A 25,337-nucleotide genomic window follows, 5' to 3' on the forward strand; every position below is an offset into this window, starting at 1 on the left:
TGCTATTCGCCGCCGCCCGGCACGCGGCGGCCGAAGTCGGCGGCAGGGGTTTCCTGGCCGGCGTCGACGATCGAGCGGCGGATGGCGCGGGTCTTGGTGAAGAGGTCGAACAGGGCATCGCCCTCGCCCCAGCGGATGGCGCGCTGGAGCGCCGTCAGGTCCTCGACGAAACGGCCCAGCATCTCGAGCACGGCTTCCCTGTTGTTCAGGAAGATGTCGCGCCACATGGTCGGATCGCTGGCCGCGATGCGGGTGAAGTCGCGAAAGCCGCCGGCCGAATACTTGATCACTTCCGACTGGGTCACCGCTTCGAGGTCGGAGGCCGTGCCGACGATGTTGTAGGCGATCAGATGCGGCACGTGAGAGGTGATGGCCAGCACCAGATCGTGATGCTGGGCGCTCATGCGGTCGACCTTGGCGCCCATGGCGGCCCAGAGCGCCTCGACCTTGTCGACGGCGGCGGCATCGGCGTCGTCGGGCGGGGTCAGGATGCACCAGCGGTTCTCGAACAATTCGGCGAAACCCGATTCGGGGCCCGAATGTTCGGTGCCGGCGACCGGATGGCCCGGCACCAGATGGACGTTGAGGGGCAGATGCGGGCCGACGTCGCGCAGCACCATGCCCTTCACCGAGCCGACGTCGGTGACGATGGTGCCGGCGGCGACCACCGGCCCGATCTCGGCCGCGATCCGGGCGAAGGCGCCGATCGGCGTCGCCAGCACCACGAGATCGGCGCCGCGCGCCGCGCTCGCCGCGTCTTCATGGACGGCATCGACGAGGCCGAGGCGGAGCGCGGCCGCCCGGCTCTTCTCCGAGCGGGTGGCGCAGACGATCTCGCCGGCGAGGCCGTGGCGGCGCATGGCGAGCGCCATGGAAGAGCCGATCAGGCCGATGCCGATCAGGGCGACACGGCGGAACAGGGGTTCGGTCATCACGCCTCCCCCCGCAGGAAGTCGGCGATGGCGGCGGCGGCGATCTCGCATTCCTCGGCCGTGCCGATCGAGATGCGGAGATGCGCCGGCAGGCCGTAGGCCGTCACCCGGCGCAGCAATATGCCCCGCGCGGTCAGCCAGGCATCGGCGTCCGCCGCCGTCCTGCCCGCCTCGTCGGGAAAGCGGACGAGGAGGAAATTGGTCACCGAGGGCGTGACCTCCAGCCCCATCTGGGTCAGGCGCGCGGTCAGCCAGGCGCGCCATTCGGCATTGTGACTGCGCGCGTGTTCCAGGAACGCCGTATCGCGCAGGGAGGCGACGCCCGCCGCCTGCGCCGCGATCGAGGTGTTGAAGGGCCCCCTTACCCGGTTCAGCACGTCGGCGACCGCTTCCGGACAATAGGCCCAGCCGAGGCGGAGCGCCGCGAGGCCGTAGAGCTTCGAGAAGGTGCGCAGCATGACGACGTTCTCCGCCCCCTCGACCAGGGCGAGGCCGGCCTCGTAGTCGGCGACGTCGACGAATTCGGCATAGGCGGCGTCGAGCACCAGAAGCACATGGCCGGGCAGGCCGGCATGCAGGCGCGCCACTTCCGCAGGCGGCAGATAGGTGCCGGTCGGATTGTTGGGATTGGCCAGATAGACGAGCTTGGTCGCCGGCGTCACCGCCGCCAGAAGCGCGTCGACGTCGGCGCGCAGATCCTTTTCCGGCGCCTTCACCGGCGTCGCGCCGGCGGCATGGGCCGAGATCGGATAGACCAGGAAGCCGTGTTCGGAATAGAGCACCTCGTCCCCCGGCGCGGCATAGGCGGTGGTCAGCAGGTGGATGAGTTCGTCGGAACCGGCGCCGCAGACGATGCGGTCGGCCGGGATGTCGAAGGATTCCGCGATCGCGGCCCGCAGTTCCGCGGCGCCGCCGTCCGGATAGCGGTGCATGGCCTCGGCGGCGGCGCGATAGGCCTCGATCGCCCGCGGGCTGGGGCCGATGCCGGATTCGTTGGAGGAGAGCTTGATCACGCGCTGGCCCGGTTCGGCCGTGGAGCGGCCGCCGACATAGGGGGCGATCGCCAGGATGCCGGGGCGGGGTACGGGTCGGGCGCCACCGGGCGGCGACGAAACGGGGGGCGTTGAAACGGGGGGCATGACGCCTCTCCTCGCGCTACGGATGAGTTTCGGTCAGCGCCCGGAGACGTCCACCGGGCGGGCATAGCCGCCGACGGGGATGGCCTGGGCGATCTCGTCGCCATGGGCCGCGATCAGGGCATGGAGACGCGGGTCGCGGTCGTCCAGGACGCCGTCGACCTCGAACAGATGGAGCGTGTCGCCGCCGCGCTGGCGGCTGTCGATGCAGTGGCCGTGGATGCCGGCGGCGGTCAGGCGGTCGTTCAGGCGGCCGCGGCTGATCTCCTTGCCGTGCATGGTGACGACGATGAGATAGGTCGCGTCGTCGCCGCTGGCGCCCGGATCGAAGGGCGCGACCGTCACCGCCTCGAAGGGGCTCTGGCCGTCGCGGAGGAAGGGCAGGCGGGCGACGATGCGCGGCCGCCCGGCGTCGGTCGAGGCGAGGAGGGGCCACCAGGCATTCTCGTCCGCCACCGGGACCGGCAGCACGCCGATCACGCCGCCGCCGTTCTCGGCCACGGCGCGCAGCGCCTGGACCGGCGAATCATGGACGTCGATGCGGGTGGCGCCGAAATGGGCGCGGGCGAGGTCGAAATGTTCCACCGGGCCATAGGGCGCATAGAGGGCGATCGCCATGGGCGCCTGCTGGCGCGTCAGGGCCGAGATGATCTCGCGCCAGACCCGGCCGACCACGGCTGCGGGCAGGGGACCGCGATGGCGCCCGGTCAGCCGGCGCAGGATCGCCGCCTCGCGCTCGGGGCGCATGGCGGGGCCGCCGCGCTTGGCCGACGACAGGCGGTGCACGAGGTCTGCGCGCTGCATCAGGAGATCGTGCAACCGGTCGTCGATCGAATCGATTTCACGCCGCAGGTCGTCGAGGTCGATGGTGTTCTCGCTCATGCGGGTCAACTACCTGCCGGACTCACGGAAATGTCGAGACCCCGGACCGCCCGAAGACGGGCACGCCGAGAACCGATGTCGAAGGGTGCCGGGGCCGGCCGGGCCGCCCGCGGGCCCGATGGTTGTAGACGGATGAAGACGGGAACGCAAAGAAAACATTGGCCGCTTCCGGCGCCCGTCAGGCGGGTTCCGCGCCGTCCCGCCGGGCGCCCGAAACCGGGGCCGCCGGCACGCGCGCGGCGCGGCTGACCGCCGGCACGGCGACCTTCGCCTTGACCTTCGCCGCGACCTTCTCGCCCGGCGGGGTCAGGGCGTAGAGGCTCTTCGACGCCTCGACGATCCAGAGCCCGGCGAACGCCGTGCCCCAGCGCGCGCCCATGTTCTCCCAGAAGGGTGCCGTCCGGATGAGGAAGCGGCGCTTGGTGGGCGGCAGATAGAGCGCGGGCACGCTGCGCAGGGGCTCGAACAGGGCGCCGCTCAGGGTGTGCTCGATCTGGCGGAGCGAGAAAGGGCGCCCGGCGCCGAAGGGCGTGGCGTCGGTCCGGGCCCAGATGCCCCGCCGATTGGGCACCACCGCGAGCAGCCGGCCCTCGGGCGCCAGCACGCGCCAGATCTCGCGCAGCAGGGGCCCCAGGTCCGCCGCCAGTTCCAGTTCGTGGACCAGCAGCACGCGGTCGATCGAACCGTCCGCCAGGGGCAGCAGGGCTTCCTCCGACAGGGCGACGGCGGCGGGCCCCCGGCGCGGCCAGCGGGTGACGCCCTGGGACGCCGACATCAGCGCGATCACCCGCGTGCCGGGATCGCGGAACGGCCGCAGATAGGGCGTGGCATAGCCGAGGCCGAGCACGGTCAGGCCATGGAGATCCGGCCACATCTCGCGCAGGCGGCGGCGCAGCAGGCGGCGGGATACCGCGCCCAGGGGACTGTCGTAGAAGTGTCGGAATTCAGTGACGTCCAGCCGCATGTTTTTCCGTCCGGGATGCCGGCTGATCGTGGCCCATCGCGCTGCTCATGCCTATACTCTAGCCATGACCGCCTTCGACATACACCTCGTCCCGTGCTTCACGGACAATTACGTCCCCCTGGTCCGCGACACGGCCACGGGGACCGTCGCCATCGTCGATCCGGCGGATGCCGGTGCCGTCGCCGAGGCGCTCGATGCGCTGGGCTGGCGCCCGTCGATGATCCTGAACACCCATCACCACCCGGACCATGTGGGCGGCAATCTCGCCCTGAAGGACCGCTACGGCCTGACCATCACCGGGCCGCGCGGCGAGGCCCGGACCATTCCCGGCATCGACCGCGCCGTGGGCGAGGGCGACGAGGTCGCGATCGGCAGCCAGACGGGCACCGTCTTCGACGTGCCGGGCCATACCGCCGGCCATGTCGCCTATTGGTTCGAGGACGCGGAAGTGGTCTTCGTCGGCGATACGCTGTTCGCCGCCGGCTGCGGCCGCCTGTTCGAGGGCACGCCCGAACAGATGTGGCATTCCCTGAACAAGCTGGCCGACCTGCCGGGCAACACCCAGGTCTATTGCGCCCACGAATACACCGAATCGAATATGCGCTTCGCGCTGTCGGTCGACGCCGAGAATGCGGCGCTGCGCGTCCGCGACGCCAGCGTGCGGGCGGCGCGCCGCCGGGGCGAGCCGACGGTGCCGACCACCATCGCCGTCGAACTGGCGACCAATCCCTTCCTGCGCGCCGACAATCCGGAATTCGCCCGCGCCATGCACATGGGCGGCGAGGATCCGGTGGCGATCTTCGCCGCCACGCGGAAGGCCAAGGACGAATTCCGATAAAGGACGGTTCTCATGAGTGGGATGCGCCTGTGCTGGTCGCCGACCTCGCCCTATGTGCGGAAGGTCATGATCATGGCCCTCGAAACGGGGCTGGCCGACGATATCGAGCTGTTGCCCAAGAACGTCTGGGCCGCCGACACCGACATCGGCGAGACCAATCCCCTCGGCAAGGTACCGGCGCTGATCCTCGCCGGCGGCACGGTCGTGTTCGACAGCCCGGTCATCCTTGAAATTCTCGACGGCATGCACGGCGGCACTCCCCTGATCCCGCCGCCGGGGCCGGAGCGGACCCGGGTGCTGACCCTTCAGGCGCTCGCCGACGGCCTCCTCGACGCCGCCGTGCTGCGCCTCCTGGAAGGCCGGCGCCCGGCGGGGGAACGTTCCGCCGCCTGGGACGAACGGCAGAAACGCACGCTCGAACGCGGGCTGGACGCGCTGGAAGACATGGTCTTCGCCTTTTCGGACGGGCTCGACGTCGGCCAGATCGCCGTCCTCGCCCTGCTCGGCTATCTCGATTTCCGTTTCGCGGCCGAGCCGTGGCGCGCGCCCCGGCCGGCGCTCGCCGCCTGGTTCGAGGAAGCGGCGAAACGCCCCGCCTTCGTCGCCACCATCCCCAAGGATCCCGCATGAACGGCACCTTCCGCATGCCGACGGCGGCGGAAGTGATCCGCGAACTGGGCCTCCAGCCCCATCCCGAGGGCGGGCATTTCCGCGAGACCTTCCGCGACGCGGGCGCGGGGCGGGCGGCATCGACCGCCATCTATTATCTGCTGCAGGCGGACGAGCACTCCCATTGGCACCGGGTCGACGCGGTGGAGGTCTGGCACTGGTATGCCGGCGCCGCCCTCGCGCTCTCGGTCTCGCCCAACGGCCACGACATCGCGGCAACCCATCTCGGCCCCGAAATCCATCTGGGCCAGCGGCCTCAGGCGGTGGTGCCGGCCGGTGCCTGGCAGGCGGCGGTCAGCCTGGGGGCCTGGACCCTGGTCGGCTGCACCGTGGCACCGGGCTTCGAATTTTCGGGCTTCGAGCTGGCACCGCCGGACTGGCGGCCGAAACCCCGGGGTTAAACCGGCTCGAAGGTCTCGATCGGCGTCTCCAGCCCCCTGGGCACGATGGTGCCGCTGGGCCGCAGCAGGCCGGGCGGGCAGCGCGCGGCGGTGCCGGGGCCGACACAGATGCGCGTGCCGAGATCCTTGTTCGCCGCCTCCAGCCGGGCCGCCGTGTTCACGGCGTCGCCATGGGCGGTGTAGTCCAGCTTGGCGCGGACGCCGATGTCGCCGACGATCACCTCCCCCGTCTCGATGCCGATCCGGGTCGGGCCGAAGCCGAGCGAGAGGGGCAGGTCGCGGCGGCAGAATTGCTCGCTCCAGGCCGAAAGCGCCACGGCGCAGCGCACCGCCGCCTCCGGGTGCCCGGGCTGGTCGAGGGGAGCGTTGAAGAAGGCGTGGATCGCGTCGCCGACGAATTTGTCGATCATGCCGCCGTGGTCGATGACGATCGCCGACATGCCCTCGAAATAGGCGTCGAGCGCGGCCACCAGATCCTCCGGCGCGGCGCCATGGGTCAGGGCGGTGAAGCCGGCGACGTCGGTGAACAGGGCCGTCACCTCGCGGCGCTGTCCGGTCAGCTTCAGCATGCCGGGATCGCGCGCGATCATTTCCACCACCTGGGGCGCCAGATGCTGCTCGAAACGCTGGCGGATGCGCCGTTCGCGACGGTGCTGGCCGGCGAAGGCGAGGATCGCGGTCGCGACATAGGCGCTCGCCCCGACAAGGAGGACGCCGGCCGGATCGAGCAGCAGGCCGCCGCCCGCCGCCCGCAGCGAAAAGCCCGCGAAACCCGCCAGCAGCAGGACGATGGCCCCGGCCCCGGCCAGCGGCGGGAGCAGCAGGGCGACGGCGATGCCGGCCACGGCGCCGAGCACGGGCAGGAGCAGGGGATTGTCGTCGACGAGGGCCGGACGGTGGGGCGTGAAGCCGCCCAGGATCTGGGCGGCGGCGGCGGCCTGGATCGCGACCGACGACATCAGGGCCGACCCGGCCGTCGCCCGAAGGCCGCCCATCTCGGGCGCGGAACCGCCGACGAAGACGATGCTGCCGGCGAGATCGGGCACCTCGGCCGCCGGGTCCAGCAGGTCGGCGGCGGACAGGGTCCGGAACGGCGGGGGATCGGGCAGCGGCACGAGGCGCAACATGGCGTCCGGCGGCAGGTTCCCGCCGGCCTCGCCCACGGCGAAACGCCCGGCCACCGTATCGACACGGAAGATCGATGCCTTCTGCGCAAGGCGAAGGGTTTCGAGCGCGAGGCCGGGCCGTATCTCCCCGCCGACGGCGACGAAGAGAGGAACGCGGCGGGTGATGCCGTCGGCATCGCCCGGCAGGGCGAGGGTGCCGATCCCGACCGCCGCCGCCGCGAGATCCGGCGCCGGCCCCTCGGCCCCCGGTGCGCGCCAGAGGCCCCCCAGGCCGGCGCGCCCGCGCCGCAGGATGGAGGCGCCGGCCGGCGGCGCGGTCGTGGCCGGGCCGAGCACGAAACCGAGCGCGACGGGACGGCCGGCGATGGCGCCGGCCAGATGGCGGTCGTCGTCCGGCAGGTGGTCGGCCAGCGCCGCGAGGTCCGAATTCTGCACCAGATCGCCGAGGCGCCGCGCCAGGGCGGCCGGCGAGCGCGTATCCGCCTCGGCGAAGAGGATGTCGACGCCGACGGCGGCGGCGCCGGCATTCGCCGCGCGGGCGACCAGATCGCCGATCAGGCTGCGCCGCCAGGGCCAGGGACCGATGCGCTCGATGCTGGCCGCGTCGATGTCGACGACGGCGACGGGGGCGCCGATGTCGGGCGCCGCGAGGCCCAGCATGAGGTCGGCCACCCGTTCCTCCAGCGCCGGGCGGAACAGCGGAAAGGCGAGCAGCAGCAGGGCCGAGGCGAGCAGCCCGGCGATCGCGGGCGCCGGACGCAGACGGAGATGCCTAGCCATCTTCCGCTTCGACGATCCGGGCGAGGAGGGCGGGGTCGCAGAACAGGCGGTCGCTGGTGCGCTTGATCGCGCCCGCCTGTTCGAGAACGCCGAGCGCGAGGTTCAGCTTCGGCCGGCTGCTGCCGACGAGGCGCGCCAATTCACCCTGGGAATAGCCGAGTTCGAGGGAGAGGCGGCGGCCCGGCTCCGGCTCGCGGTCGCCGAGAAGGTCGAGAAGGAAACGCGCGACCCGGACCTCGATCCGGTGCAGGGCGATGCCTTCGAGCTGGTCGGTGGTCGAGCGCAGGCGCCGGCACAGGAAATGCACGGCGGCGCGCGCCAGCGCCGGCTTTTCGGTGATCAGGCGGTCGAGCTCGGCGGCGGTGACGGCATAGGCGACGACGGGCGAAATCGCCGTCGCCTCGGCCGTGCGGGGGCCGCCGTCGAGGGCGCCGATCTCGCCGATCAGATCGCCCGCCTTGGCGATGCGCACGGAAAGTTCGCGCCCGGCGGCGGTGTTGATGGCGAGGCGGATCAGGCCTTCGCCAACCAGATAGGCGCGGTCGCCCGGATCGCCGTGCGAGAAGATGACCCGGCCGCTCTCGATCCGGATCTCGCGGAAGGCGCGGGCACAGTCGGCACGGTCTTCGGGGTCCAACCCGCCGAAGATTTCCGATGCGCGGAGCAGTATCTCGACCTGCTCGGCTTCCCCCATGGCGTGCCCCGATCCCTTCGCCGCGCTCCCGCTTCGGCGCCTATCCTAACCGGCCTATTCGACCAGGGCCATGGCGGCGGCGATGCGTGCGGCGCCCCAGGGCGTGGCCGGGGCGGGCGGGCTGCCCGGGGCCGCGATCTCGGTGCCTTCGCCCGCCTTCAGCGAAACGGTGACCCCGGCGGCGGTGACGTCGAGGGCGCCCCTTTCGAGGAAGACGCTGAAGACGCCGTTGGTCGGCCCGACGAAGAAGCGCGTGCCGCGCACGGCGATCTGGCCGAAGGCACTCTGCACCGCGATCGGGCGGTCCTTGCTGTCGGGATCCTTGTCGACGAAGAGGGCGCCGGAATCGAGGAAGATCTCGCCGCCCTCCTCGATCATGAAAGCCTCGATCCGGAGCCGCGTGCTTTCGCCGAGGCGGAGTGTCGAATCGGCGCCGAGACGCATTTCGATCATGGATTTCGCCGCCGTCGCCACCAGGTCGCCGACGAAGACCGCGTCCTCGGGCGCCAGGTCGCGCGGGCTTTCGTCGCGCAGTGCCTCGGCGCTGCCCCGCAGGTCCAGCACCTCGCCCGCCGGTGTCGGCGGTGCGGGCACGGGGCCGGCCTCGCCGGTCAGGGTCCAGAAGGCGACGATCAGGGCCGCGGCCACGCCCGCCACCGGGAACAGAAATCTCGTCATCGAAGGTTCCCCTTCCGCGCCACGCCTGTCGTCCGCGCGGCGCGATCATAGTCCGATTGCCGCCGGACGGCCAAACGCAAGCGCTGATGGCCGTCGCGGCATCGGGAATGGGGAGATCCTGCGCCCGGTGGCGGCCGGGCGCTGTCACGACGGGAACAGGCCCGTCAGGCCGGCAGGGATTCGTAGACGCCGAGGGTGGCCAGCGTCCCGCCGTCGACCGGAATGTCGATGCCCGTGACACCCGAAGCGGCGTCGGAGGCGAGGAAGGCGACCGCCGCCGCCACTTCCGGCACTTCGATCAGGCGGCGCATGGGCACGCGCTCGAAACGGTGCAGCATGTAGTCGAGCTGATCCGGGCGGAGGAAATTCTCGACCATCGGGGTGCGCACCCAGCCGGGGCTGACGGTGTTCACGCGGATGCCGAAGGGAGCGAGCGATTTCGCCGCATCCTTGGTCAGGCCGACGATGCCGGCCTTGGAGGCGACATAGGACGCCTGGGGCCCGTCGTAGCCGTTCGCGTCGATCGAGGCGATGTTGACGATCGAACCGCCGCCATGATCCTTCATGCGCCTCGCGGCGCGCTGGGTCATCAGGAAGGTGCCGGTCAGATTGGTGCCGATCACGCGCTGCCAGCTCTCCACCGATATGTCCAGGAATTCGGCGTCCTCGACGATACCGGCATTGTTGACCAGGATGTCCAGACGGCCGAATTCGCCATAGGCGGCGGCGATCACGGCCTCCACCGCCTCGGGATCGGCGACACTGCCCGGGATGCGGAAGGCGGTGCCGCCCGCCGCCGTGATCTCGGCGGCGAGCGTGTCGAGTTCCGCCGCGCTGCGGCTGACCAGCACCAGCTTCGCGCCGAGGCCGGCGAGATGGCTGGCAATGCCACGGCCGATGCCCCGCCCCGCCCCGGTGACCAGGGCGACCTTGTCCTTCAGCATATCGATCAGCTCTCGTCCTTGCCCCGGCCGAAGCGCTTGCGGAGCGCCGCGATCGCTTCCTCGATCTCGTGGCCGCCCATGAAGCCGTCGGGCCTGAAGCACATGACGGTGACGATGATCACGCCGAGCATGAGGCCTGAGAGACCGAGCATGTCGGGGAATTCGATGCCGAAGACGGTGATCCCGCCCTCGACGATGCGGATCAGTTCGAGCAGCACGGTGAGGAGCGCGACCCCGACCATGGCGCCGGTGACCGAGCGCATGCCGCCGACGATGGACATGGCGAGCGTCAGGAAGGCCGTGTGGAAATAGAAGGCCCTGGCATTGATCGTGCCGGCATAGAGCGCGTAGAGCGCGCCGGCGCAGCCGACCACGGCCGAGCCCAGCACCCAGGCGACGAGGCGGAGCCGCTTCACGTCGACGCCCATCGCCTCGGCCGCCAGGGGGTCGGTGGCGCTGGCCCGGAGTTGAACCCCCGCGCGTGAGCCCTTGAACATGCGCGCGATCACCAGGGCGGCCACCGTCGCCAGGATGATCAGGCCCGGCCCGACCGCCTTCGGAATGCCGAAGAAGGCCTGGGCGCCCCGGAACAGGTCGGTCCAGGTGACCAGCACGCCCTGGACGATGACCAGGATCGAGATGGTCAGAATGGTCGCCGCGATCCCCGCCAGACGGACCAGGACGAGGCCGGAGATCAGCCCGATCAGGGTGGTCATGGCGACCGAGATGAGGAAGGCCCAGAGCGCGCCGACCTCGACCCCGGACATGCCGAAGGGCGCGTTCGGAATGACCACCGCCTTCATCATGACCGGCGTGGCGAAGATCGCGACGAAATAGGCGCCCAGCGCCATGAAGCCGGCATGGCCGATGTTCACGACATTGGCGTTGCCCATGAAGATCTGCAGGCCGACGACGACGATCAGGTTGATATAGGCGGTCGCCATCAGGCGGACGATGAAGGGGCTGCCGAACGCCATGATCAGCAGGCCGACGGCGGCGGCGATCACCGCCAGATAGAGGGCGCCCCTGGCATTGCCGGCGAGCCGCGCATCGAGGACGAGGCCGGGGCTACGCCGGCCTTCGGCGACGGAGATCGTATTCATGCGGTCTTGTCTCCCAGTTCGACGCGCTTGCCGAGGATGCCCTGCGGGCGGAACACGAGGATGGCGCCGACGATGAGGAACACGGAGGCATCGCGCAGCCCCGCCAGCTTGTCGGGCAGCAGGACGATCAGCATCACCTCGATGAAGCCGAGGAGAAGGCCGCCGATGACCGCGCCGGGCAGACTGCCGAAACCGCCGAGAACGCAGGCGACGAAGGCCTTGAGCACCGGCAGCAGGCCCATGAAGGGATCGATCGCGCCGCGCCGCGCGATGAAGAAGATCGCCGCGATCGAGGCGAGAAGCCCGGATATGGCGAAGGCGAAGGCGATGACGCGGTTGGCCCGCATGCCCATCAGGCGGACGGTGGTGAAGTCGAGGGCGGCGGCCCGCATGGCGAGGCCGATGCGCGTGCCCCGAAGGAACCAGACCAGGGCGCCGATGGCGACGGCGGTCACGCCCACCTCGAGGAACTGCAGGATGGTGAAATTGTGACCCCAGACGTCCACGGTCTGATTGAGCGCCGAGAGCGCGGGCACCGCCTTCGGCCGGGGCGAGACCAGAAGGAGGAAGAGGTTCTGCAGCACGATGCCGACGCCGAAGGCGGTGAGCAGCCCCGTGGTCGGCGGGGCGTCGCGGACCGAGCGAAAGGCGATCCGCTCGATCACCAGGGCCGCCAGCACCACGGTCACGACGGCGAAGAGCACGAGCAGCCAGGGATTGGTCATGCCCATGGCCGCCATGGCGAACATGGCGTAGCCGGCGACGCCGATGAATTCGCCGTGCGCGAAGTTCACCAGCCCCATGACCGAGAACACGATGGCGAGGCCGAGCGCCAGCAGCGAATATTGCGCGCCGATGCTGAAGCCGTTCAGCGCCTGTTCGATCAGATATTCCATCGGAAGCCTCCGGGCGTCAGGCGACGAGTTCGCCGATATAGGCCTGCATCAGCGCATCCTTGTCGTGGAGGCGCGACGCCGGCCCGGCATAGCGGCATTCGCCGGTCGAAAGCACATAGGCGCGGTCGGCGAAGCGCAGCACCTCGTGGGCGTTCTGCTCGACCAGCAGGATGGTCAGGTCGCGGCCGCGCAGGTCGCGGATCAGGCGGAAGATCTGCTGCACGATGCGCGGCGCCAGCCCGAGCGAGGGTTCGTCGAGCATCAGGAGCGACGGCCGGCTCATCAGCGAGCGCGCGATCGCCAGCATCTGCTGCTCCCCGCCCGAAAGACTGCCGCCGGTCTGGTGGCGCCGTTCGGCCAGGATGGGGAAGAGCTCGAAGCACATCTCCATGTCGTGATGGATCTCCGCCCCCTTCTTCCGGGTCGCCGCGCCGAGCTCGAGGTTTTCGAGCACGGTCAGATTGGCGAAGACCTTGCGCCCCTCGGGCGTCAGGGTCAGGCCCCGGCGGACCCTCGTCTCGGTGTCGAGCTTGCGCAGGTCCTCGCCCTTGAAGCGGATGCTGCCGGCCGCCAGCGGCCGAAGCCCCATGGCGGCCGAGAGCAGCGAGGTCTTGCCCGCCCCGTTCGGGCCGAGAAGGGCGACGATCTCGCCCTTCTCCACCGTCAGGGAGACGTTGCGGACCGCGCTGACCGGCCCGTAGTTGATGGAGGCGCCTTCGATCTCCAGCATCGGCCCCGTCACTCCTTGAAGTGGGGGACGTCGGTGGGCACGGTCGAGGAGACGAGAATGGTCTTGCCGTCCTTGAAGCCCATGACCGGCACTTCCTTCACCGGATAGTGCCAGGGATTGTCGAAGGAGATGGTGGGCGCGGTGATGATCTCGAACGGGCCCTTGGTGTAGATCGCCTCGAGCATGTCCTTCGGATCGGTCGAGCCGGCGGCCTTGGCGGCGCCGACCAGCAGTTTCACCACATCGCCGCCGAGGCCGAAGAAGGCGCCGTTGATCTCGTAACCGCGCTTGGCGCATTCGGCCTGGAATTCGGCGAGGGGGCCGCCCGGGGTCGGATAGCCGTGGGCGGCGAAGAAGACCTTGCCGTCGACATTCGCCGGGCCGCCCGCGACGCTCGCCAGGGTGACGTCGTCGAAACCGTCGGAGCCGAGCACCATGGTGTCCATGCCCGCCGCGCGAAGCTGGCGGATGAGCACGCCGACGTCCGGATTGATGGACGAGATATGGACCGCGTCGGGCACCGGATCCATGGTCTTCAGCTTGGAGATGAAGGGCGACCAGTCGGAGATGCCGAAGCCCGGATATTCGACCGTGCCGACGACCTTGCCGCCCAGCTTCTCGAACACTTCGCCGAACCAGCCGGGCAGGGCGCGGGTCCAGGTGCCGGCGGCGTCGGAAACGAAGAGCACGACGGTGCGCGCCCCCTGATCATAGGCGACCTGGGCCGTGGCCGCCGCGTTGAACGGATCCGGCACCGCCGTGGTCACGAAATTGTCGAGCCCGGTGGCGAACATCTCGACCTGGGTGTTCATGGCCGAGAAGGTGACGACGCCATAGTCGGCCGCGAGCTGGGCGATGGGAATCAGGCTGTCGGAGGCCGGCGTGCCGGAGACCGCGACGACCTCGTCGTCGAGCATCTGCTGGGCGAGCGCGATGGCGAGCTGCGGCTCGCTCTTGCTGTCCTTCACGTCGAGCTCGATCTGGTATTCGCCGGCCTCGTTCACCAGTTCCGCCATGCAGCGCAGGCCGTGGGCGGCGGTATAGGGCGCCCAGTCGCCGGAGATCGATTCCGGCGCGCCGATCTTCAGGGTCTCGGCGGCGAGCACGGGGCCGGCGGCCACCAGGGAGGCGGCGGGCAACAGGCTGCCGAGGCAGAGACCGAGCCAAATCTTGCTGTCGTTACGCATCGTCATACGCTCCTGAAGGTCGAAAGAGGGCCTGAAGGTCGAAAGGGCGTCGGCTCAGGTCGGCTCTTCCTCGTCGCCGCCGCCGATATAGACATCGATCACCCGGGGATCGTTCAGCACGTCCTCGGGGCCGCCGATGGTCAGGATCTCGCCCATGTGCAGCACGGCGACGCGCTCGCACACCCGGCGGATGAAGCGAAGATCGTGTTCGATCACCAGGACGCCGCAGCCGAAGTCGTCGCGGATCTTCTGGATGAGGTCGACGAGCTGTTCGGATTCCGTGTCGTTCATGCCGGCCGCGGGTTCGTCCAGCAGCAGATAGGACGGCGCCAGCGCCAGTGCCCGCGCGATCTCGAGGCGGCGCTGCAGGCCGTAGGGCAGGGTGGTCGCCATGCGCTCGGCCAGCGCCGCGAGCCCCATGCGGGAGAGCAGATCGTCGATCGAATGAAGCTCCGGTCCGCCGACCCGGTGGCGCGATGCGGTGGTATGGGCGACCTCGACGTTCTGGCGCACGGTCAGATGGGCGAACAGACGGATGTTCTGGAAGGTACGGCCGACGCCGGCGCGGGCACATTGGGGTACCGTGAGCCCGACGAGGGAGCGGCCGTCCATGGTGACGGCGCCGGTGTCCGGGCGGAGCGTGCCGGTGATCAGGTTGATCAGCGTGCTCTTGCCCGCCCCGTTCGGCCCGATCAGGCCGAGGATCTCGCCGGCGCCGCAGCGCAGCGTCACGCCCCGGACCGCATAGACCCCGCCGAAGCGCTTGGACAGATCGACGATGTCGAGGCAGCGCGCCGGCGCCGCGGGGAGCGGCCCCTTGGGCGCGCCTTCGTCGACACCGAGATCGGCTTCCAGTGCCATGGCCGTCATCCGCCAGACTCCCGTTCCTGTGAACCCAGTGGCAGGAAGCGTGAAGCCCGGAACGGCCCTGCCGCAATCCACCTTAGGGTGGAGACGCGGCATCGCCGCGACGCGATTTCGTAATCATGAAGATTACATTAGGAAAGCCGCCGACGCCCGCGTTCTCGGCACGGCTCGGGTCAGGGCAGCTGAATGCGCGCCAGGAACGCGATGATGGCCGCCCTGTTCTCCACGCCCAGCTTGTTCAGGATGTTGATGACATAGGTTTTCACGGTGGCCACGCCAATGCCCATAATCTGAGCAATGGTCATATTGGATGCTCCATTCTTGAGCAGATCGACCACCTGAATCTCGCGCGGGGTCAGACCGAAGCGGGTCGTCAGCATCATGTCCTGGCGGGCCTGGCGCACCCTCGGGTGCATCCGCAGGGTGAATTCGAGATAGCTGCGCATCGCGCCCCAGTTGATCAGGCGCGAGGTGAAGCTGTCGCCCCGGGGCCCGTTCAGGACCGCCAGCAGGGCGAAGGGCTTGCCGTGGTCGCGGAAGATGAAATTCACCTCGTCGTGGACGCCGTAGCGCTGCAGGAAGGCGTCGTGCAGGCGGTTGCTCTCCTCCGGCCGGTGACGGCGCTCGTGGCCGAGGAAGGCGATGTCCTCGCAGAAATCGAAGATTTCGTAGACGTTCAGGGGGTCGTGGACATAGAGCCCCTCCATGTATTCGTCCATCATACGGGTGCTGATGCCGGTCGTGCTGTAGTCGACCACGCGGGCATCCGGATCGACCCAGCAGAAGACGGACGCCGGGCAATCGAGGGAAGACACGGCGAAACGCACGCTTTCGTCGACGATCGCGGTGGACAGGTAGTCATCGGCCATCTGCATGGGACAAGCTCCTTTCACCTCTCAAGCAACTGATGCCACGATCGCGGGCCAGGCCCGCGTCCCTCCCCTTTGTTGTCGAAAATTGGACCAGTTCGAAAAAGCAATATTCATGCCACGCGATAGGGCGGCGCGATCGGCGGCACGACGAAAAAAGCCCCGGCCAGGGGCCGGGGCTTCCTCGGGGCGGGGGTGGGTGGGGGAACCGTCCCGAAGCCGGAATCAGGTCAGGCTGGCGGTGTCGTCCAGCGCCATTTCGAATTCGGGAAGCGTCATGCCGCCGTCGACCGAAAGGGCGTGGCCGGTGACATAGGCCGCTTCGTCGCTGGCGAGGAAGAGGACGCCGTTCGCCACTTCGTCGACGCCGCCGAAGCGTTTCAGGGGCACCGCCGCCGCGATCTTGTCGAGGAAGGCCTGCGGCAGTTCGGCGAGGCCGTCGGTCATGATCGGGCCCGGAATGACGGCGTTCACGGTGATCCCGTAGCGCGCCAGTTCGACCGCGGCCGTCCGCATGAAGCCGAGCTGGCCGGCCTTGGACGCGCCGTAATGGGCCCAGCCCGGATAGCCGGTGATGGGCCCGGTGGTGGAGGACGTGATGATGATCCGCCCGCGCCCCTTGCCCTTCATCGCCTTCACCGCGGCGGCGGTCGAAAGGAAGGTGCTGCGCAGGTTGGTGTTCATCACCTTGTCGAAATCCTCGACCGTCATCTCCTCGATCGCCGCCGCCGGATAGATGCCGGCATTGGCGCAGAGGATGTCGAGCGTGCCGTAGAGTTCGACCGCGCGCTCGACCATGGCCGCGTTGCCCTCGGGCGTCGAAACGTCGGCGGCGAAGCCCGCCGCCGTACCGCCGGCGGCGACGATCTCGTCGGCGACCGCCCGCGCCTGGTCCAGATGGCGCGAGACGACGAGGACGCGGGAGGCGGCGGCGCCGAAGCCCCGCGCGATGCCCCTGCCGATCCCCTTGCTGCCGCCGGTCACGATGACGCTGCGGCTTTCCAGCGACTTGATCATGGCGTCCCCCCTCTCCGCGCTCAGGCGTCGACCGCGATGGCCGTCACTTCCAGCAACTGATCGGGATGGACGAAGGCCCTGACCTCGACCGTGGTCGAGGACGGCCGGTGCTCGCCGACCCAGGGCGCCAGAATGCCGGGCATGACCTCGATGAAGGTCTTGATGTCGGTCGTATAGAAGGTCCAGGTCACGATCTTGGTCCGGTCGAGGCCGTCGGCCTTCAGGCAGCCGTCGATGACGCCGAGGACATATTCGAACTGGGCCGCCATGTCGCCGGCACCGACCAGCTGGAGATCGGCGAGCGTGCCCTTCAGGGGCGCGACGCCCGAATAATAGACGGTGTCGCCGGCCCGCACCGACTGGCGGAAGGCGAGGCCGTCGAAGACGTCGGCGCCCAGATAGTCGACGGGCGGGTTGGTCCTGGTGATCATCTGTCCACGTCCTTCCGGTTCAGGCGGCGGTGCTGTCGTTGAACATCTTCCGGGCGTCCATGGCCTCGTCCGCCTTCTTCTTGATGATGTCGGTGTTCAGCACCCGGCGTTCGGCGGGCGGGTGCAGGACCGTCATCGGATCCTCGAAATCGCCGACATAGCCCATGGCGAAACAACCGAGCTGGTAGCCCATGACCTTCAGCAGGTCCTCGGGCAGGGTGCGGGCGATCTCCAGCGGCGTGGTCAGATACTGGTTCTCTTCCTGGCGCACCCAGCCGACGGCATAGGTGATGTTGATCGCCTGGCGCAGCTTGTCCGACTTGTTCTCGCCGGCGCCGTGATAGACCTTGCCGGTATAGAACAGGGCGGAACCCCGGGTCATTTCGGCCGGGATCGACTCCTCGATCGTGTATTCCCGGTCGTCCAGCAGATGGCTGCCGGGCACGACGCGGGTGGCGCCCATCTCCTCGGTATAGTCGGTCATGGCCCAGAGCAGGTTGCACTGGACCTCGTAGTCCTTCGGGAAGGGAAAGAAGTCCCAGGCCACCTGATCGCGGTGGATCGGCTGCGCCTTCGAACCCGGGAAGACGCTGATGATCTGGGTCAGATGGAGCTGGAAGGTGGTCGCCTTCTCGAGGAACTTGCCGGCGGTGCCGATCGCCGTCTCGTTCATGATCAGCTCGCGCGCGGCCGGCGAGCGGGCGATCATGGCGCCGGTGCGCTTGGTCAGCTTGCCGACGAAGCCGTCGTCGCCATAGAGCGAGGCATCGACGTGGGGGCCCATTTCGGCATCGATCCGGTCCATCAGGGACTCGGGCACCAGGTTGTCGACGATGCAATAGCCATGCTCGCGCAGGGCCGCGGTGATTTCCTCTGGGGTCGCCGTCGAGGGCAGGTGAACAGCTTTCATCGTCACTTCCTCATGAAGGCCGGCCGATCGGCGCCGGCATGGACGGTGAAAGCCTCGGAGATCGCCCAAAAAGCGACAATCCACCTTCCGGTGGACTGGAATCCCTGGCCGGTGGACCGGAATCCCTGGCCGGTGGACCGGATTCCGGGCCGGGGATCCGGAAATTTGCTGCGTCGCCGCAAAAGGGGCCTTGCGCATCGCGGGCCACTTTGCTGTAATTGTATACAGAGTTTGGTGGCTAGGGTTCCGGTCGGGTGCAGCGCCCGATGCAGGTCCGAGAGCGACCGCCCGATCGGGGAGACATCCGGTCGGACGCACGGCGGGACAAAAGCCCGGGAGGCCTCGGTGACCTGAAAAGGGCGTCACTAAGGACTCGCCAACTTTCCAGGTCAGATCGAACCGTTCCAGCCTCTTCCGGGCGCCCATAGGCTTTCGGGGAGGAGGCGCAGGGTCCGCATTTGTGATGGAGTTGGTGCCATGTCGTTCCACGCCTTTTTCTGCTGCCCGTACAATCCTTCGCGCCGTTCGTCGGGCGCCCGCACGGCCGACTGACCGGGGGTGGCGATGCGTGCGATCAATCGTCAGATCAAGCCCGGCCCACGCCTTCTCCTCGGCGCGCTGCCCTTCCTTCTCGTGATCATTGCCTATCTGGCGGGATCGGCCATCCGGCTGGCGGACAATCCGTCCGACAAGCTGCTGCCGGCGCTCACCACCATGGCCGACGCCATCGACCGCATGGCCTTCACGCCGGACAAGCGGACGGGCGAGATCCTGTGGTGGGTGGACACGGTATCCAGCCTGGCGCGGATCGGCGTCGCGCTCGCCTTCGCGACCGTCATCAGCCTCGTCGTCGGCATCGCCGTCGGCCTGCTGCCGATCATGCGGGCGCTGATGTCCAGCTTCATCGCCGTCATCTCCATGGTGCCGCCGCTCGCGATCCTGCCGATCCTGTTCATCATGCTGGGTCTCGGCGAGACCTCGAAGGTGACGCTGATCGTGATCGGCATCGCCCCGGTGATGATCCGCGACCTGGCCCTTCGCACCGAGGAAATGCCGACCCAGCAGTTGATCAAGGCGCAGACCCTGGGTGCCTCCACCTTCGGCATCGTGCAGCGCGTGGTGCTGCCGCAATTGCTGCCGCGGCTGATCGATTCGATCCGCCTCAACATGGGGCCGGCCTGGCTGTTCCTGATCGCGGCCGAAGCCATCGCCTCGGAATCCGGTCTCGGCTATCGGATCTTCCTGGTGCGGCGCTATCTCGCCATGGATGTGATCCTGCCCTATGTCGCCTGGATCACCCTTCTCGCCTTCCTGATGGACTACAGCCTTCGGGCCCTTCAGGACCGCATGTTCCCGTGGTTCGCCGGCGCGAGGGCTTCCTGATGAGCACGATCACGATCCGCAACGTCTGGAAGGAATACGACGAGCGCGTGGTGCTCGAACGTATCAACCTCGACATCGAATCCCGCGCTTTCGTCGCCCTGGTCGGCCCGTCGGGCTGCGGCAAGACCACCTTCCTGCGCATGCTCTTGTCCGAGGAAGCGCCCAGCAAGGGCGAGATCCTGATCGACGGCAAGCCGCTGGCGGGGGAGCCGACGGCGGAACGCGGCGTCGTCTTCCAGCGCTATTCGGTGTTTCCGCATCTGACCGTGCTCGGCAATGTCCTGCTGTCCCTCGAATTCGAGCGCGGCGGCTTCTTCGCCCGGCTGTTCGGCGGCGCGCGCCGCAAGGCGATGGAGGAGGCGCGCGCCATGCTCGACTGCGTCGGCCTCGCGGAGCACGAGAAGAAATATCCCGCCCAATTGTCGGGCGGCATGCAGCAGCGCCTGGCCCTGGCCCAGACCCTGATCCGCAAGCCCAAGGTGCTGCTGCTGGACGAGCCGTTCGGCGCCCTCGATCCCGGCATTCGGGGCGACATCCACGCCCTGATGCGCCGGCTCTGGAACGAGGAGAGCCTGACCGTCGTCATGGTCACCCACGATCTTTCCGAAGCCTTCGGGCTGGCGACACGGGTGATCGCCTTCGAACGCCCGCGCCTCGATCCCGTCGACGGCGATCGCTATGGCGCCGTGATCAAGGAAGACATCGAGGTCTGGCCGCGCCGCATCGCCGGCGCCGACAGCCCGCATCGCACCCCGGTTCTCGTATCCAATTCACCCGCCCCAGGCCTGGACGACCCGGCCGCTTCCAAGGGGCTCGGCCAGGACGACCTGGCGCTCCAGGCTTGAGGAGCAAACGAGCCATGACGGCGACAGAAAAACAGGCGCGTATCGAAGCCCTGCGCCAGCGTTACCTTGAACTGAAGTCGGCGGGCGACGACCTCGCCCCCAAGGCCCTGCCGGGCCCGACCGCGCCGGGCAGCGCCCCCATCGCGTCGAACCGGGTACGGATCGCGGAGGAGATTCCGGGCGGCTGGTACTGGACCGCGCGCCTTGCGCGGGGCGAACGCCTGCGCCTGATCAACCCGGCCGCGACGCCCGGCGTTTCCTTCTTCATGTGGAATGCCGCCGATACCAGCGAGCGCTATAATTCGGCGGACACGGTGAAACTGCAGTGGAATGCCTCGCTGCCGCGCGGGCGCGTGCTGTTCTCCGACATGGGCCGCGTCATGGCCTCCATCGTCGAGGACAGCTGCTGCGCCCACGACACCATCGTCGGCGGCTCCACGCCGGCCTCCAGCCTCGCCAAATACGGTGCGGAGGGTCTGCGCAACACAGCCGAGAACATGCGCCTGGCGGCGTCGAAATTCGGCCTCGGCAAGCGTGACCTCGCCCCCGTCATTTCCTTCTTCTCGCCCGTCTCTGTCGGCGAGGACGGCCGCTTCGAATGGCGCGACGGCGTCCTGAAGGACGGCGATTTCGTCGAACTGCGGGCCGAGATGGATCTCCTGGTCGCGGTCTCCAACTGTCCCCACCCGTTCTCCCCGGGCGCCGAATTCGCGCCTTCGCCGGTGCAGGCGATCGTCTGGCAGGGCCCCGCGCCCGACGCCGACGACCTGTGCCGCACCGCGACGGCGGAAGCCGTGCGCGGTTTCGAGAACACCGACCCGCTGTTCGCGGCGCGCTGAGGGGGAGACCGATCATGAATTTCATCTGCACGTCGACCGAGACCCTGGACCCCGCATCGGCGACCTATGACTTCACCATCCCGGCGACGCGGCCCTGGTCCCATGTCGTCAAGCGCGGCCAGATCCTGCGTATCGTCGACCTGGAAGGCCAGCAGGCGGTCGACACCCTGTTCTACAACGCCCATGACTTCGCGGAACGCTATTCGGCGCAGGACACATTGCTGGCCCAGGGCAGCGCCTATGTGACGACCGGCACGCGGCTGCTGTCGAACGAGGGCAAACTGATGCTGACGGTCGTGGCCGACAGTTGCGGGCGCCACGACACCTCGGCGGGCGCCTGCTCCTGCGAGGCCAATACGGTCCGCTTCGGCCACCACACCCGTTACATGCATGCCTGCCGCGAGAATTTCGTGATCGAGGTCGGCAAATGGGGCATGACCAAGCGCGACGTGGTGCCCAACATCAATTTCTTCATGAACGTGCCGATCGAGCCGGACGGCAAGCTCGCCATCGTCGACGGCATTTCCGCGCCCGGCGCCCATGTCGACATGGTGGCGGCGATGGACGTGCTGTGCGTCATTTCGAACTGCCCGCAGGTGAACAATCCCTGCAACGGCTTCGATCCCACCCCCGTCCGCGTCCTGATCTGGGACGCGCCCGAGGCGGAGGCGGCCTGAGCCACCCCATGTTCGACAAGATCCTGATCGCCAACCGGGGCGAGATCGCCGGCCGGGTCGTGAAGACGGCCCGGCGGATGGGCATCGCCACCGTCGCCGTCCATTCCGAGGCCGACCGCTTCACCGATCCCGTGCTCTCGGCCAACGAGGCCGTGAACCTGGGCCCCGCCCCGGCGAAGGAGAGCTATCTCCGCGCCGAGGCCATCGTCGAAGCCTGTGTCGCGACCGGGGCCCAGGCCGTCCACCCCGGCTATGGCTTCCTGTCCGAGAATGCGGATTTCGCCGAGACGCTGGCGACGCGCGGCATCCGCTTCATCGGCCCCCGGCCGGAGCATCTGCGCGATTTCGGCCTGAAACACACCGCGCGGGCGCTGGCCGAGGCGGCGGGCGTGCCGCTGCTGCCCGGCACCGGCATCCTGCTGTCCGCCGACGAGGCGGTGGCGGGCGCCGAGAGCATCGGCTATCCCGTCATGCTGAAGAGCACGGCGGGCGGCGGCGGCATCGGCATGTCGCTGTGCCACGACGGCGACGAACTGCGCGCCCGCTTCGAGGCGGTGCAACGCATGGCGTCCTCCTCCTTCGGGGATGCCAGGGTCTATGTCGAACGCTTCGTCTCCACCGCCCGCCATGTCGAGGTGCAGATCTTCGGCGACGGCAAGGGGGGCGTGGTTGCCCTTGGCGAACGCGACTGTTCGCTCCAGCGCCGGAACCAGAAGGTTGTCGAGGAGACGCCGGCGCCCGGCCTTTCCGACGGCATCCGGGCAAGGCTGCGCGCCGCCGCCGTGGCGCTGGGCAAGGCCGTCGCCTATGAATCGGCCGGCACGGTCGAATTCATCTATGACGTCTCGCGCGACGACTTCTACTTCCTCGAGGTGAACACCCGCCTGCAGGTCGAGCATCCCGTCACAGAGTCGATCTTCGGCGTCGACCTGGTGGAATGGATGATCGCCCAGGCGGCGGGCGAACTGGTGCTGCCGGCCCAGGACGACCTGGTGCCGCGCGGCCATGCCCTGGAAGTCCGCGTCTATGCCGAGAACCCCAAGGCGGATTTCCGGCCCCAGACCGGCCGCCTGACCGACGTGCATTTCCCGAAGGATGCCCGCATCGACACCTGGGTCTCGACCGGGACCGAGGTCACACCGTTCTACGATCCCATGCTGGCCAAGGTGATCGTCCATGGCGCGGACCGGGCGGATGCCATCGCCAAGCTCCGCGCCGCCCTCCGGGAGACGCGGGTCTGGGGGATCGAGACCAATCTCGCCTATCTGCGCGCCATCGCCGGCTCCGACCTGCTGGCCTCGGGCCGGGTTTCGACCGCCGCGCTGGGCAGTTTCAGCCACGAGTCGCCGACCCTGGAAGTGCTGGTCGCGGGCGCCCAGACCAGCGTCCAGGACTGGCCCGGGCGCCTCGGCTTCTGGGATGTCGGCGTGCCGCCGTCGGGCCCCTTCGACGATCGTTCCTTCCGGCTCGCCAACGAACTCGTCGGCAACCAGCCGGGGGCGGCGGGGCTGGAAATCACCCTGACCGGGCCGACCCTGAAGTTTCACGGCGATGCGACCGTGGCCCTGACCGGCGCCCTTCTGCCGGCGACGCTGGACGGCGTTGCGGTGGATCTCTTCGCGCCCCTGTCGGTTCGCGCCGGCCAGGTGCTGGCGCTCGGCCGGATCGCCGGCGCCGGCCAGCGGACCTATCTGGCGGTGCGCGGCGGGATCGACGGGCCCCTGTTCCTGGCCGCCAAGGCCTGTTTCAGCTTAGGCCAATTCGGCGGCCAGGGCACCGGCGTGCTGAAGGCCGGCGACACGCTCCATATCGCCGACGTCACCGCCGGCATGCCCCGCGCCGCCCTGTCCCATGAGATCCCCATGATCACGCGGGATTGGGAGATCGCGGTTCATTACGGCCCCCATGGCGCGCCCGACTTCTTCCAGGAAGCGGATATCGCCGATCTCTTCAACGAGACCTATGAGGTTCATTTCAACAGCGCCCGCACCGGGGTCCGCCTGATCGGGCCGAAACCGCGCTGGGCCCGCAGCGACGGCGGGGAAGCGGGGCTGCACCCCTCCAACCTGCACGACAATGCCTATGCCGTGGGCGCGGTCGACTTCACCGGCGACATGCCGATCATCCTCGGCCCCGACGGGCCATCCCTGGGCGGCTTTGTCTGCCCGGTGGTGATCGCGCGCGACGAGTTCTGGAAGGCGGGGCAGTTGAAGCCGGGCGACAAGCTGCGCTTCGTTCCGGTCAACAGACCCGCGCTGCCTGCGATCCGCATCGCCCATGCCGACCTGCCGAGCCCGATCCTGGCGACGCGGAACGACGGGCCGGTGCCGGTCGTCTATCGCCGGGCGGGCGACGATTATCTGCTGGTCGAATATGGCCCCATGGTGCTGGACCTCGCCCTGCGCCTTCGCGTCCATCTGCTGATGGAGGCGGTGCGCGCCGCGCGCCTGCCGGCGATCATCGACATGACGCCGGGTATCCGCTCGCTCCAGATCCATTACGACGGCCGCGTCCTGAAGACCGACTATCTGGTCTCGGCGCTTCGCGAGATCGAGGGCGGCCTGCCGCCGGCGGAAGCCGTGACGGTGCCGAGCCGGATCGTCCATCTGCCGCTGTCGTGGAACGATCCGTCGATCCAGCTCGCCGCGCGGAAATATCAGGAACTGGTGCGGCCCAATGCGCCCTGGTGCCCGTCGAACATCGAATTCATCCGCCGCATCAACGGCTTGCCCGATGAAGAGGCGGTGAAGCGGATCATCTTCGATGCCTCCTATCTGGTCTATGGCCTGGGCGACGTCTACCTGGGGGCGCCGGTGGCGAGCCCGGTCGATCCCCGCCACCGCCTGGTGACCACCAAATACAACCCGGCCCGCACCTGGACGCCGGAGAATGCGGTCGGCATCGGCGGCGCCTACATGTGCGTCTACGGCATGGAGGGGCCGGGCGGCTATCAGCTCTTCGGCCGCACGATCCAGATGTGGAACGCCTGGCGGCGCACGCCGGTGTTCCGGCCGGGCGCGCCCTGGTTGCTGCGCTTCTTCGACCAGATCCGTTTCTTCCCTGTGGACGAGAAGGAACTGCTGGAGGCCCGCGCCGCCTTCCCCCATGGCCGCTATCCGGTGCGGATCGAGGAGACCGAATTCTCCTTCGCCGAACATGCCCGTTTCCTGGCCGCGAACGCCGTCGGCATCGACGCCGCCAAGGCCCGCCAGCAGGCCGCCTTCGAGGCGGAGCGCCAGGACTGGAAGGCCCGCGGCCTCGACAGTTTCACGGTGGACGAGGGCCCGGCGATGGAGGAACTCGCCGTGCCCGAGGGCCAGACCCCGGTCGAGGCCCAGGTGACGGGCAATGTCTGGAAACTGGTCGCGGCCGAGGGCCAGCATGTCGAAGCGGGCGACATTGTCGTCATCGTCGAATCCATGAAGATGGAAATGGAAATCAGAAGCCCGGTGTCCGGGCGGATCGCCGCACTGCGCTGCCAGCCGGGCCGAACGGTCCAGGCCGGCCAGACGGTCGCGCTGATCGAGGGAGAATGACC

25 protein-coding genes and 1 riboswitch are annotated in these 25,337 nt (G+C 68.8%); of the genes, 8 read left to right on the top strand and 17 right to left on the bottom strand.

The window, feature by feature from the left end; all coding sequences use genetic code 11:
• Window positions 1-2: 2 nt before the first annotated feature.
• From L2U69_RS13875 to L2U69_RS13890, 4 genes are all read right to left on the bottom strand, one after another.
• On the bottom strand, window positions 3-932 hold the full coding sequence (locus L2U69_RS13875; protein ID WP_236107719.1) for a prephenate/arogenate dehydrogenase family protein: 930 nt from the start codon (window positions 930-932) through the stop codon (window positions 3-5).
• Entirely contained in the window at window positions 932-2,071 is a 1,140-nt protein-coding gene (gene hisC, locus L2U69_RS13880; RefSeq protein WP_236107720.1) for a histidinol-phosphate transaminase, read from the bottom strand. Before hisC ends, L2U69_RS13875 begins: the two co-directional genes overlap by 1 nt.
• Before the next feature lie 33 nt (window positions 2,072-2,104).
• Window positions 2,105-2,950 carry a chorismate mutase gene (gene pheA, locus L2U69_RS13885; RefSeq protein WP_236107721.1) on the bottom strand — a complete coding sequence of 282 codons (846 nt, stop codon included), beginning with the start codon at window positions 2,948-2,950 and terminating at the stop codon, window positions 2,105-2,107.
• 178 nt (window positions 2,951-3,128) lie between these two features.
• Window positions 3,129-3,914 carry a class I SAM-dependent methyltransferase gene (locus tag L2U69_RS13890; protein ID WP_236107722.1) on the bottom strand — a complete coding sequence of 262 codons (786 nt, stop codon included), beginning with the start codon at window positions 3,912-3,914 and terminating at the stop codon, window positions 3,129-3,131.
• A 64-nt stretch (window positions 3,915-3,978) separates the two neighbouring features.
• Between L2U69_RS13890 and gloB the strand changes: the two genes are divergently transcribed.
• From gloB to L2U69_RS13905, 3 genes are read left to right on the top strand one after another with little or no spacing between them, the layout of a single operon-like run.
• Window positions 3,979-4,752 carry a hydroxyacylglutathione hydrolase gene (gene gloB / locus L2U69_RS13895; RefSeq protein WP_236107994.1) on the top strand — a complete coding sequence of 258 codons (774 nt, stop codon included), beginning with the start codon at window positions 3,979-3,981 and terminating at the stop codon, window positions 4,750-4,752.
• A 12-nt stretch (window positions 4,753-4,764) separates the two neighbouring features.
• Window positions 4,765-5,382 carry a glutathione S-transferase N-terminal domain-containing protein gene (locus tag L2U69_RS13900; RefSeq protein ID WP_236107723.1) on the top strand — a complete coding sequence of 206 codons (618 nt, stop codon included), beginning with the start codon at window positions 4,765-4,767 and terminating at the stop codon, window positions 5,380-5,382.
• On the top strand, window positions 5,379-5,822 hold the full coding sequence (locus L2U69_RS13905) for a cupin domain-containing protein (RefSeq protein ID WP_236107724.1): 444 nt from the start codon (window positions 5,379-5,381) through the stop codon (window positions 5,820-5,822). The genes L2U69_RS13900 and L2U69_RS13905 overlap by 4 nt, the downstream gene beginning before the upstream one ends.
• Here the strand turns inward: L2U69_RS13905 and L2U69_RS13910 are convergent.
• From L2U69_RS13910 to L2U69_RS13970, 13 genes are all read right to left on the bottom strand, one after another.
• Window positions 5,819-7,729, bottom strand: coding sequence for an adenylate/guanylate cyclase domain-containing protein (locus L2U69_RS13910; protein ID WP_236107725.1), 1,911 nt, complete (start codon window positions 7,727-7,729; stop codon window positions 5,819-5,821). The two genes, L2U69_RS13905 and L2U69_RS13910, sit on opposite strands and share 4 nt — an antisense overlap.
• On the bottom strand, window positions 7,722-8,423 hold the full coding sequence (locus L2U69_RS13915; protein ID WP_236107726.1) for a Crp/Fnr family transcriptional regulator: 702 nt from the start codon (window positions 8,421-8,423) through the stop codon (window positions 7,722-7,724). Before L2U69_RS13915 ends, L2U69_RS13910 begins: the two co-directional genes overlap by 8 nt.
• Window positions 8,424-8,477: 54 nt before the next feature.
• Window positions 8,478-9,101: a FecR family protein gene (locus L2U69_RS13920; RefSeq protein ID WP_236107727.1), complete on the bottom strand. Its 624-nt coding sequence runs from the start codon at window positions 9,099-9,101 to the stop codon at window positions 8,478-8,480.
• Window positions 9,102-9,265: 164 nt separating this feature from the next.
• Window positions 9,266-10,045 carry an SDR family NAD(P)-dependent oxidoreductase gene (locus L2U69_RS13925; RefSeq protein ID WP_236107728.1) on the bottom strand — a complete coding sequence of 260 codons (780 nt, stop codon included), beginning with the start codon at window positions 10,043-10,045 and terminating at the stop codon, window positions 9,266-9,268.
• Window positions 10,046-10,050: 5 nt separating this feature from the next.
• Window positions 10,051-11,148, bottom strand: coding sequence for a branched-chain amino acid ABC transporter permease (locus L2U69_RS13930; protein WP_236107729.1), 1,098 nt, complete (start codon window positions 11,146-11,148; stop codon window positions 10,051-10,053).
• A complete protein-coding gene (locus L2U69_RS13935) occupies window positions 11,145-12,044 on the bottom strand; it encodes a branched-chain amino acid ABC transporter permease (RefSeq protein WP_236107730.1) in 900 nt (299 codons plus the stop codon). Before L2U69_RS13935 ends, L2U69_RS13930 begins: the two co-directional genes overlap by 4 nt.
• Window positions 12,045-12,060: 16 nt before the next feature.
• Complete coding sequence (locus tag L2U69_RS13940; RefSeq protein ID WP_236107731.1) at window positions 12,061-12,774, bottom strand: ABC transporter ATP-binding protein; 714 nt, start codon at window positions 12,772-12,774, stop codon at window positions 12,061-12,063.
• An 8-nt stretch (window positions 12,775-12,782) separates the two neighbouring features.
• On the bottom strand, window positions 12,783-13,961 hold the full coding sequence (locus L2U69_RS13945; protein WP_236107732.1) for an ABC transporter substrate-binding protein: 1,179 nt from the start codon (window positions 13,959-13,961) through the stop codon (window positions 12,783-12,785).
• 54 nt (window positions 13,962-14,015) lie between these two features.
• The gene (locus tag L2U69_RS13950) at window positions 14,016-14,822 is read right to left on the bottom strand and encodes an ABC transporter ATP-binding protein (protein WP_236107733.1); all 807 of its coding nucleotides are present in this window, start codon (window positions 14,820-14,822) and stop codon (window positions 14,016-14,018) included.
• 179 nt (window positions 14,823-15,001) lie between these two features.
• Window positions 15,002-15,703: a helix-turn-helix transcriptional regulator gene (locus tag L2U69_RS13955; protein WP_236107734.1), complete on the bottom strand. Its 702-nt coding sequence runs from the start codon at window positions 15,701-15,703 to the stop codon at window positions 15,002-15,004.
• 219 nt (window positions 15,704-15,922) lie between these two features.
• On the bottom strand, window positions 15,923-16,714 hold the full coding sequence (gene fabG, locus L2U69_RS13960; protein ID WP_236107735.1) for a 3-oxoacyl-ACP reductase FabG: 792 nt from the start codon (window positions 16,712-16,714) through the stop codon (window positions 15,923-15,925).
• A gap of 20 nt (window positions 16,715-16,734) precedes the next feature.
• Window positions 16,735-17,145: a RidA family protein gene (locus L2U69_RS13965; RefSeq protein WP_236107736.1), complete on the bottom strand. Its 411-nt coding sequence runs from the start codon at window positions 17,143-17,145 to the stop codon at window positions 16,735-16,737.
• Between the two features lie 19 nt (window positions 17,146-17,164).
• Complete coding sequence (locus L2U69_RS13970) at window positions 17,165-18,055, bottom strand: phytanoyl-CoA dioxygenase family protein (RefSeq protein WP_236107737.1); 891 nt, start codon at window positions 18,053-18,055, stop codon at window positions 17,165-17,167.
• A gap of 227 nt (window positions 18,056-18,282) precedes the next feature.
• Window positions 18,283-18,396: riboswitch (guanidine-I (ykkC/yxkD leader) on the top strand.
• 223 nt (window positions 18,397-18,619) lie between these two features.
• Here L2U69_RS13970 and L2U69_RS13975 point away from each other — a divergent pair.
• From L2U69_RS13975 to uca, 5 genes are read left to right on the top strand one after another with little or no spacing between them, the layout of a single operon-like run.
• Window positions 18,620-19,438 (top strand): ABC transporter permease, encoded by an 819-nt coding sequence (locus L2U69_RS13975; protein WP_236107738.1) that lies wholly within the window; start codon window positions 18,620-18,622, stop codon window positions 19,436-19,438.
• Window positions 19,438-20,283 carry an ABC transporter ATP-binding protein gene (locus L2U69_RS13980; RefSeq protein ID WP_236107739.1) on the top strand — a complete coding sequence of 282 codons (846 nt, stop codon included), beginning with the start codon at window positions 19,438-19,440 and terminating at the stop codon, window positions 20,281-20,283. Before L2U69_RS13975 ends, L2U69_RS13980 begins: the two co-directional genes overlap by 1 nt.
• A gap of 14 nt (window positions 20,284-20,297) precedes the next feature.
• Window positions 20,298-21,122: an urea amidolyase associated protein UAAP1 gene (locus tag L2U69_RS13985; RefSeq protein WP_236107740.1), complete on the top strand. Its 825-nt coding sequence runs from the start codon at window positions 20,298-20,300 to the stop codon at window positions 21,120-21,122.
• A gap of 14 nt (window positions 21,123-21,136) precedes the next feature.
• The gene (locus L2U69_RS13990; protein ID WP_236107741.1) at window positions 21,137-21,799 is read left to right on the top strand and encodes an urea amidolyase associated protein UAAP2; all 663 of its coding nucleotides are present in this window, start codon (window positions 21,137-21,139) and stop codon (window positions 21,797-21,799) included.
• Window positions 21,800-21,807: 8 nt separating this feature from the next.
• Complete coding sequence (gene uca / locus L2U69_RS13995) at window positions 21,808-25,335, top strand: urea carboxylase (protein ID WP_236107742.1); 3,528 nt, start codon at window positions 21,808-21,810, stop codon at window positions 25,333-25,335.
• Window positions 25,336-25,337 lie beyond the last annotated feature (2 nt).

The organism is Zavarzinia marina (genome assembly GCF_021568905.1).
Taxonomy (GTDB): Bacteria; Pseudomonadota; Alphaproteobacteria; order Zavarziniales; family Zavarziniaceae; genus Zavarzinia; species Zavarzinia marina.

Coding starts and splice junctions, on each gene's coding strand:
- L2U69_RS13875 (WP_236107719.1), bottom strand. CDS start 932: ATGACCGAACCCCTGTTCCGCCGTGTCGCCCTGATCGGCATCGGCCTG.
- hisC (WP_236107720.1), bottom strand. CDS start 2,071: ATGCCCCCCGTTTCAACGCCCCCCGTTTCGTCGCCGCCCGGTGGCGCC.
- pheA (WP_236107721.1), bottom strand. CDS start 2,950: ATGAGCGAGAACACCATCGACCTCGACGACCTGCGGCGTGAAATCGAT.
- L2U69_RS13890 (WP_236107722.1), bottom strand. CDS start 3,914: ATGCGGCTGGACGTCACTGAATTCCGACACTTCTACGACAGTCCCCTG.
- gloB (WP_236107994.1), top strand. CDS start 3,979: ATGACCGCCTTCGACATACACCTCGTCCCGTGCTTCACGGACAATTAC.
- L2U69_RS13900 (WP_236107723.1), top strand. CDS start 4,765: ATGAGTGGGATGCGCCTGTGCTGGTCGCCGACCTCGCCCTATGTGCGG.
- L2U69_RS13905 (WP_236107724.1), top strand. CDS start 5,379: ATGAACGGCACCTTCCGCATGCCGACGGCGGCGGAAGTGATCCGCGAA.
- L2U69_RS13910 (WP_236107725.1), bottom strand. CDS start 7,729: ATGGCTAGGCATCTCCGTCTGCGTCCGGCGCCCGCGATCGCCGGGCTG.
- L2U69_RS13915 (WP_236107726.1), bottom strand. CDS start 8,423: ATGGGGGAAGCCGAGCAGGTCGAGATACTGCTCCGCGCATCGGAAATC.
- L2U69_RS13920 (WP_236107727.1), bottom strand. CDS start 9,101: ATGACGAGATTTCTGTTCCCGGTGGCGGGCGTGGCCGCGGCCCTGATC.
- L2U69_RS13925 (WP_236107728.1), bottom strand. CDS start 10,045: ATGCTGAAGGACAAGGTCGCCCTGGTCACCGGGGCGGGGCGGGGCATC.
- L2U69_RS13930 (WP_236107729.1), bottom strand. CDS start 11,148: ATGAATACGATCTCCGTCGCCGAAGGCCGGCGTAGCCCCGGCCTCGTC.
- L2U69_RS13935 (WP_236107730.1), bottom strand. CDS start 12,044: ATGGAATATCTGATCGAACAGGCGCTGAACGGCTTCAGCATCGGCGCG.
- L2U69_RS13940 (WP_236107731.1), bottom strand. CDS start 12,774: ATGCTGGAGATCGAAGGCGCCTCCATCAACTACGGGCCGGTCAGCGCG.
- L2U69_RS13945 (WP_236107732.1), bottom strand. CDS start 13,961: ATGCGTAACGACAGCAAGATTTGGCTCGGTCTCTGCCTCGGCAGCCTG.
- L2U69_RS13950 (WP_236107733.1), bottom strand. CDS start 14,822: ATGGCACTGGAAGCCGATCTCGGTGTCGACGAAGGCGCGCCCAAGGGG.
- L2U69_RS13955 (WP_236107734.1), bottom strand. CDS start 15,703: ATGCAGATGGCCGATGACTACCTGTCCACCGCGATCGTCGACGAAAGC.
- fabG (WP_236107735.1), bottom strand. CDS start 16,714: ATGATCAAGTCGCTGGAAAGCCGCAGCGTCATCGTGACCGGCGGCAGC.
- L2U69_RS13965 (WP_236107736.1), bottom strand. CDS start 17,145: ATGATCACCAGGACCAACCCGCCCGTCGACTATCTGGGCGCCGACGTC.
- L2U69_RS13970 (WP_236107737.1), bottom strand. CDS start 18,055: ATGAAAGCTGTTCACCTGCCCTCGACGGCGACCCCAGAGGAAATCACC.
- L2U69_RS13975 (WP_236107738.1), top strand. CDS start 18,620: ATGCGTGCGATCAATCGTCAGATCAAGCCCGGCCCACGCCTTCTCCTC.
- L2U69_RS13980 (WP_236107739.1), top strand. CDS start 19,438: ATGAGCACGATCACGATCCGCAACGTCTGGAAGGAATACGACGAGCGC.
- L2U69_RS13985 (WP_236107740.1), top strand. CDS start 20,298: ATGACGGCGACAGAAAAACAGGCGCGTATCGAAGCCCTGCGCCAGCGT.
- L2U69_RS13990 (WP_236107741.1), top strand. CDS start 21,137: ATGAATTTCATCTGCACGTCGACCGAGACCCTGGACCCCGCATCGGCG.
- uca (WP_236107742.1), top strand. CDS start 21,808: ATGTTCGACAAGATCCTGATCGCCAACCGGGGCGAGATCGCCGGCCGG.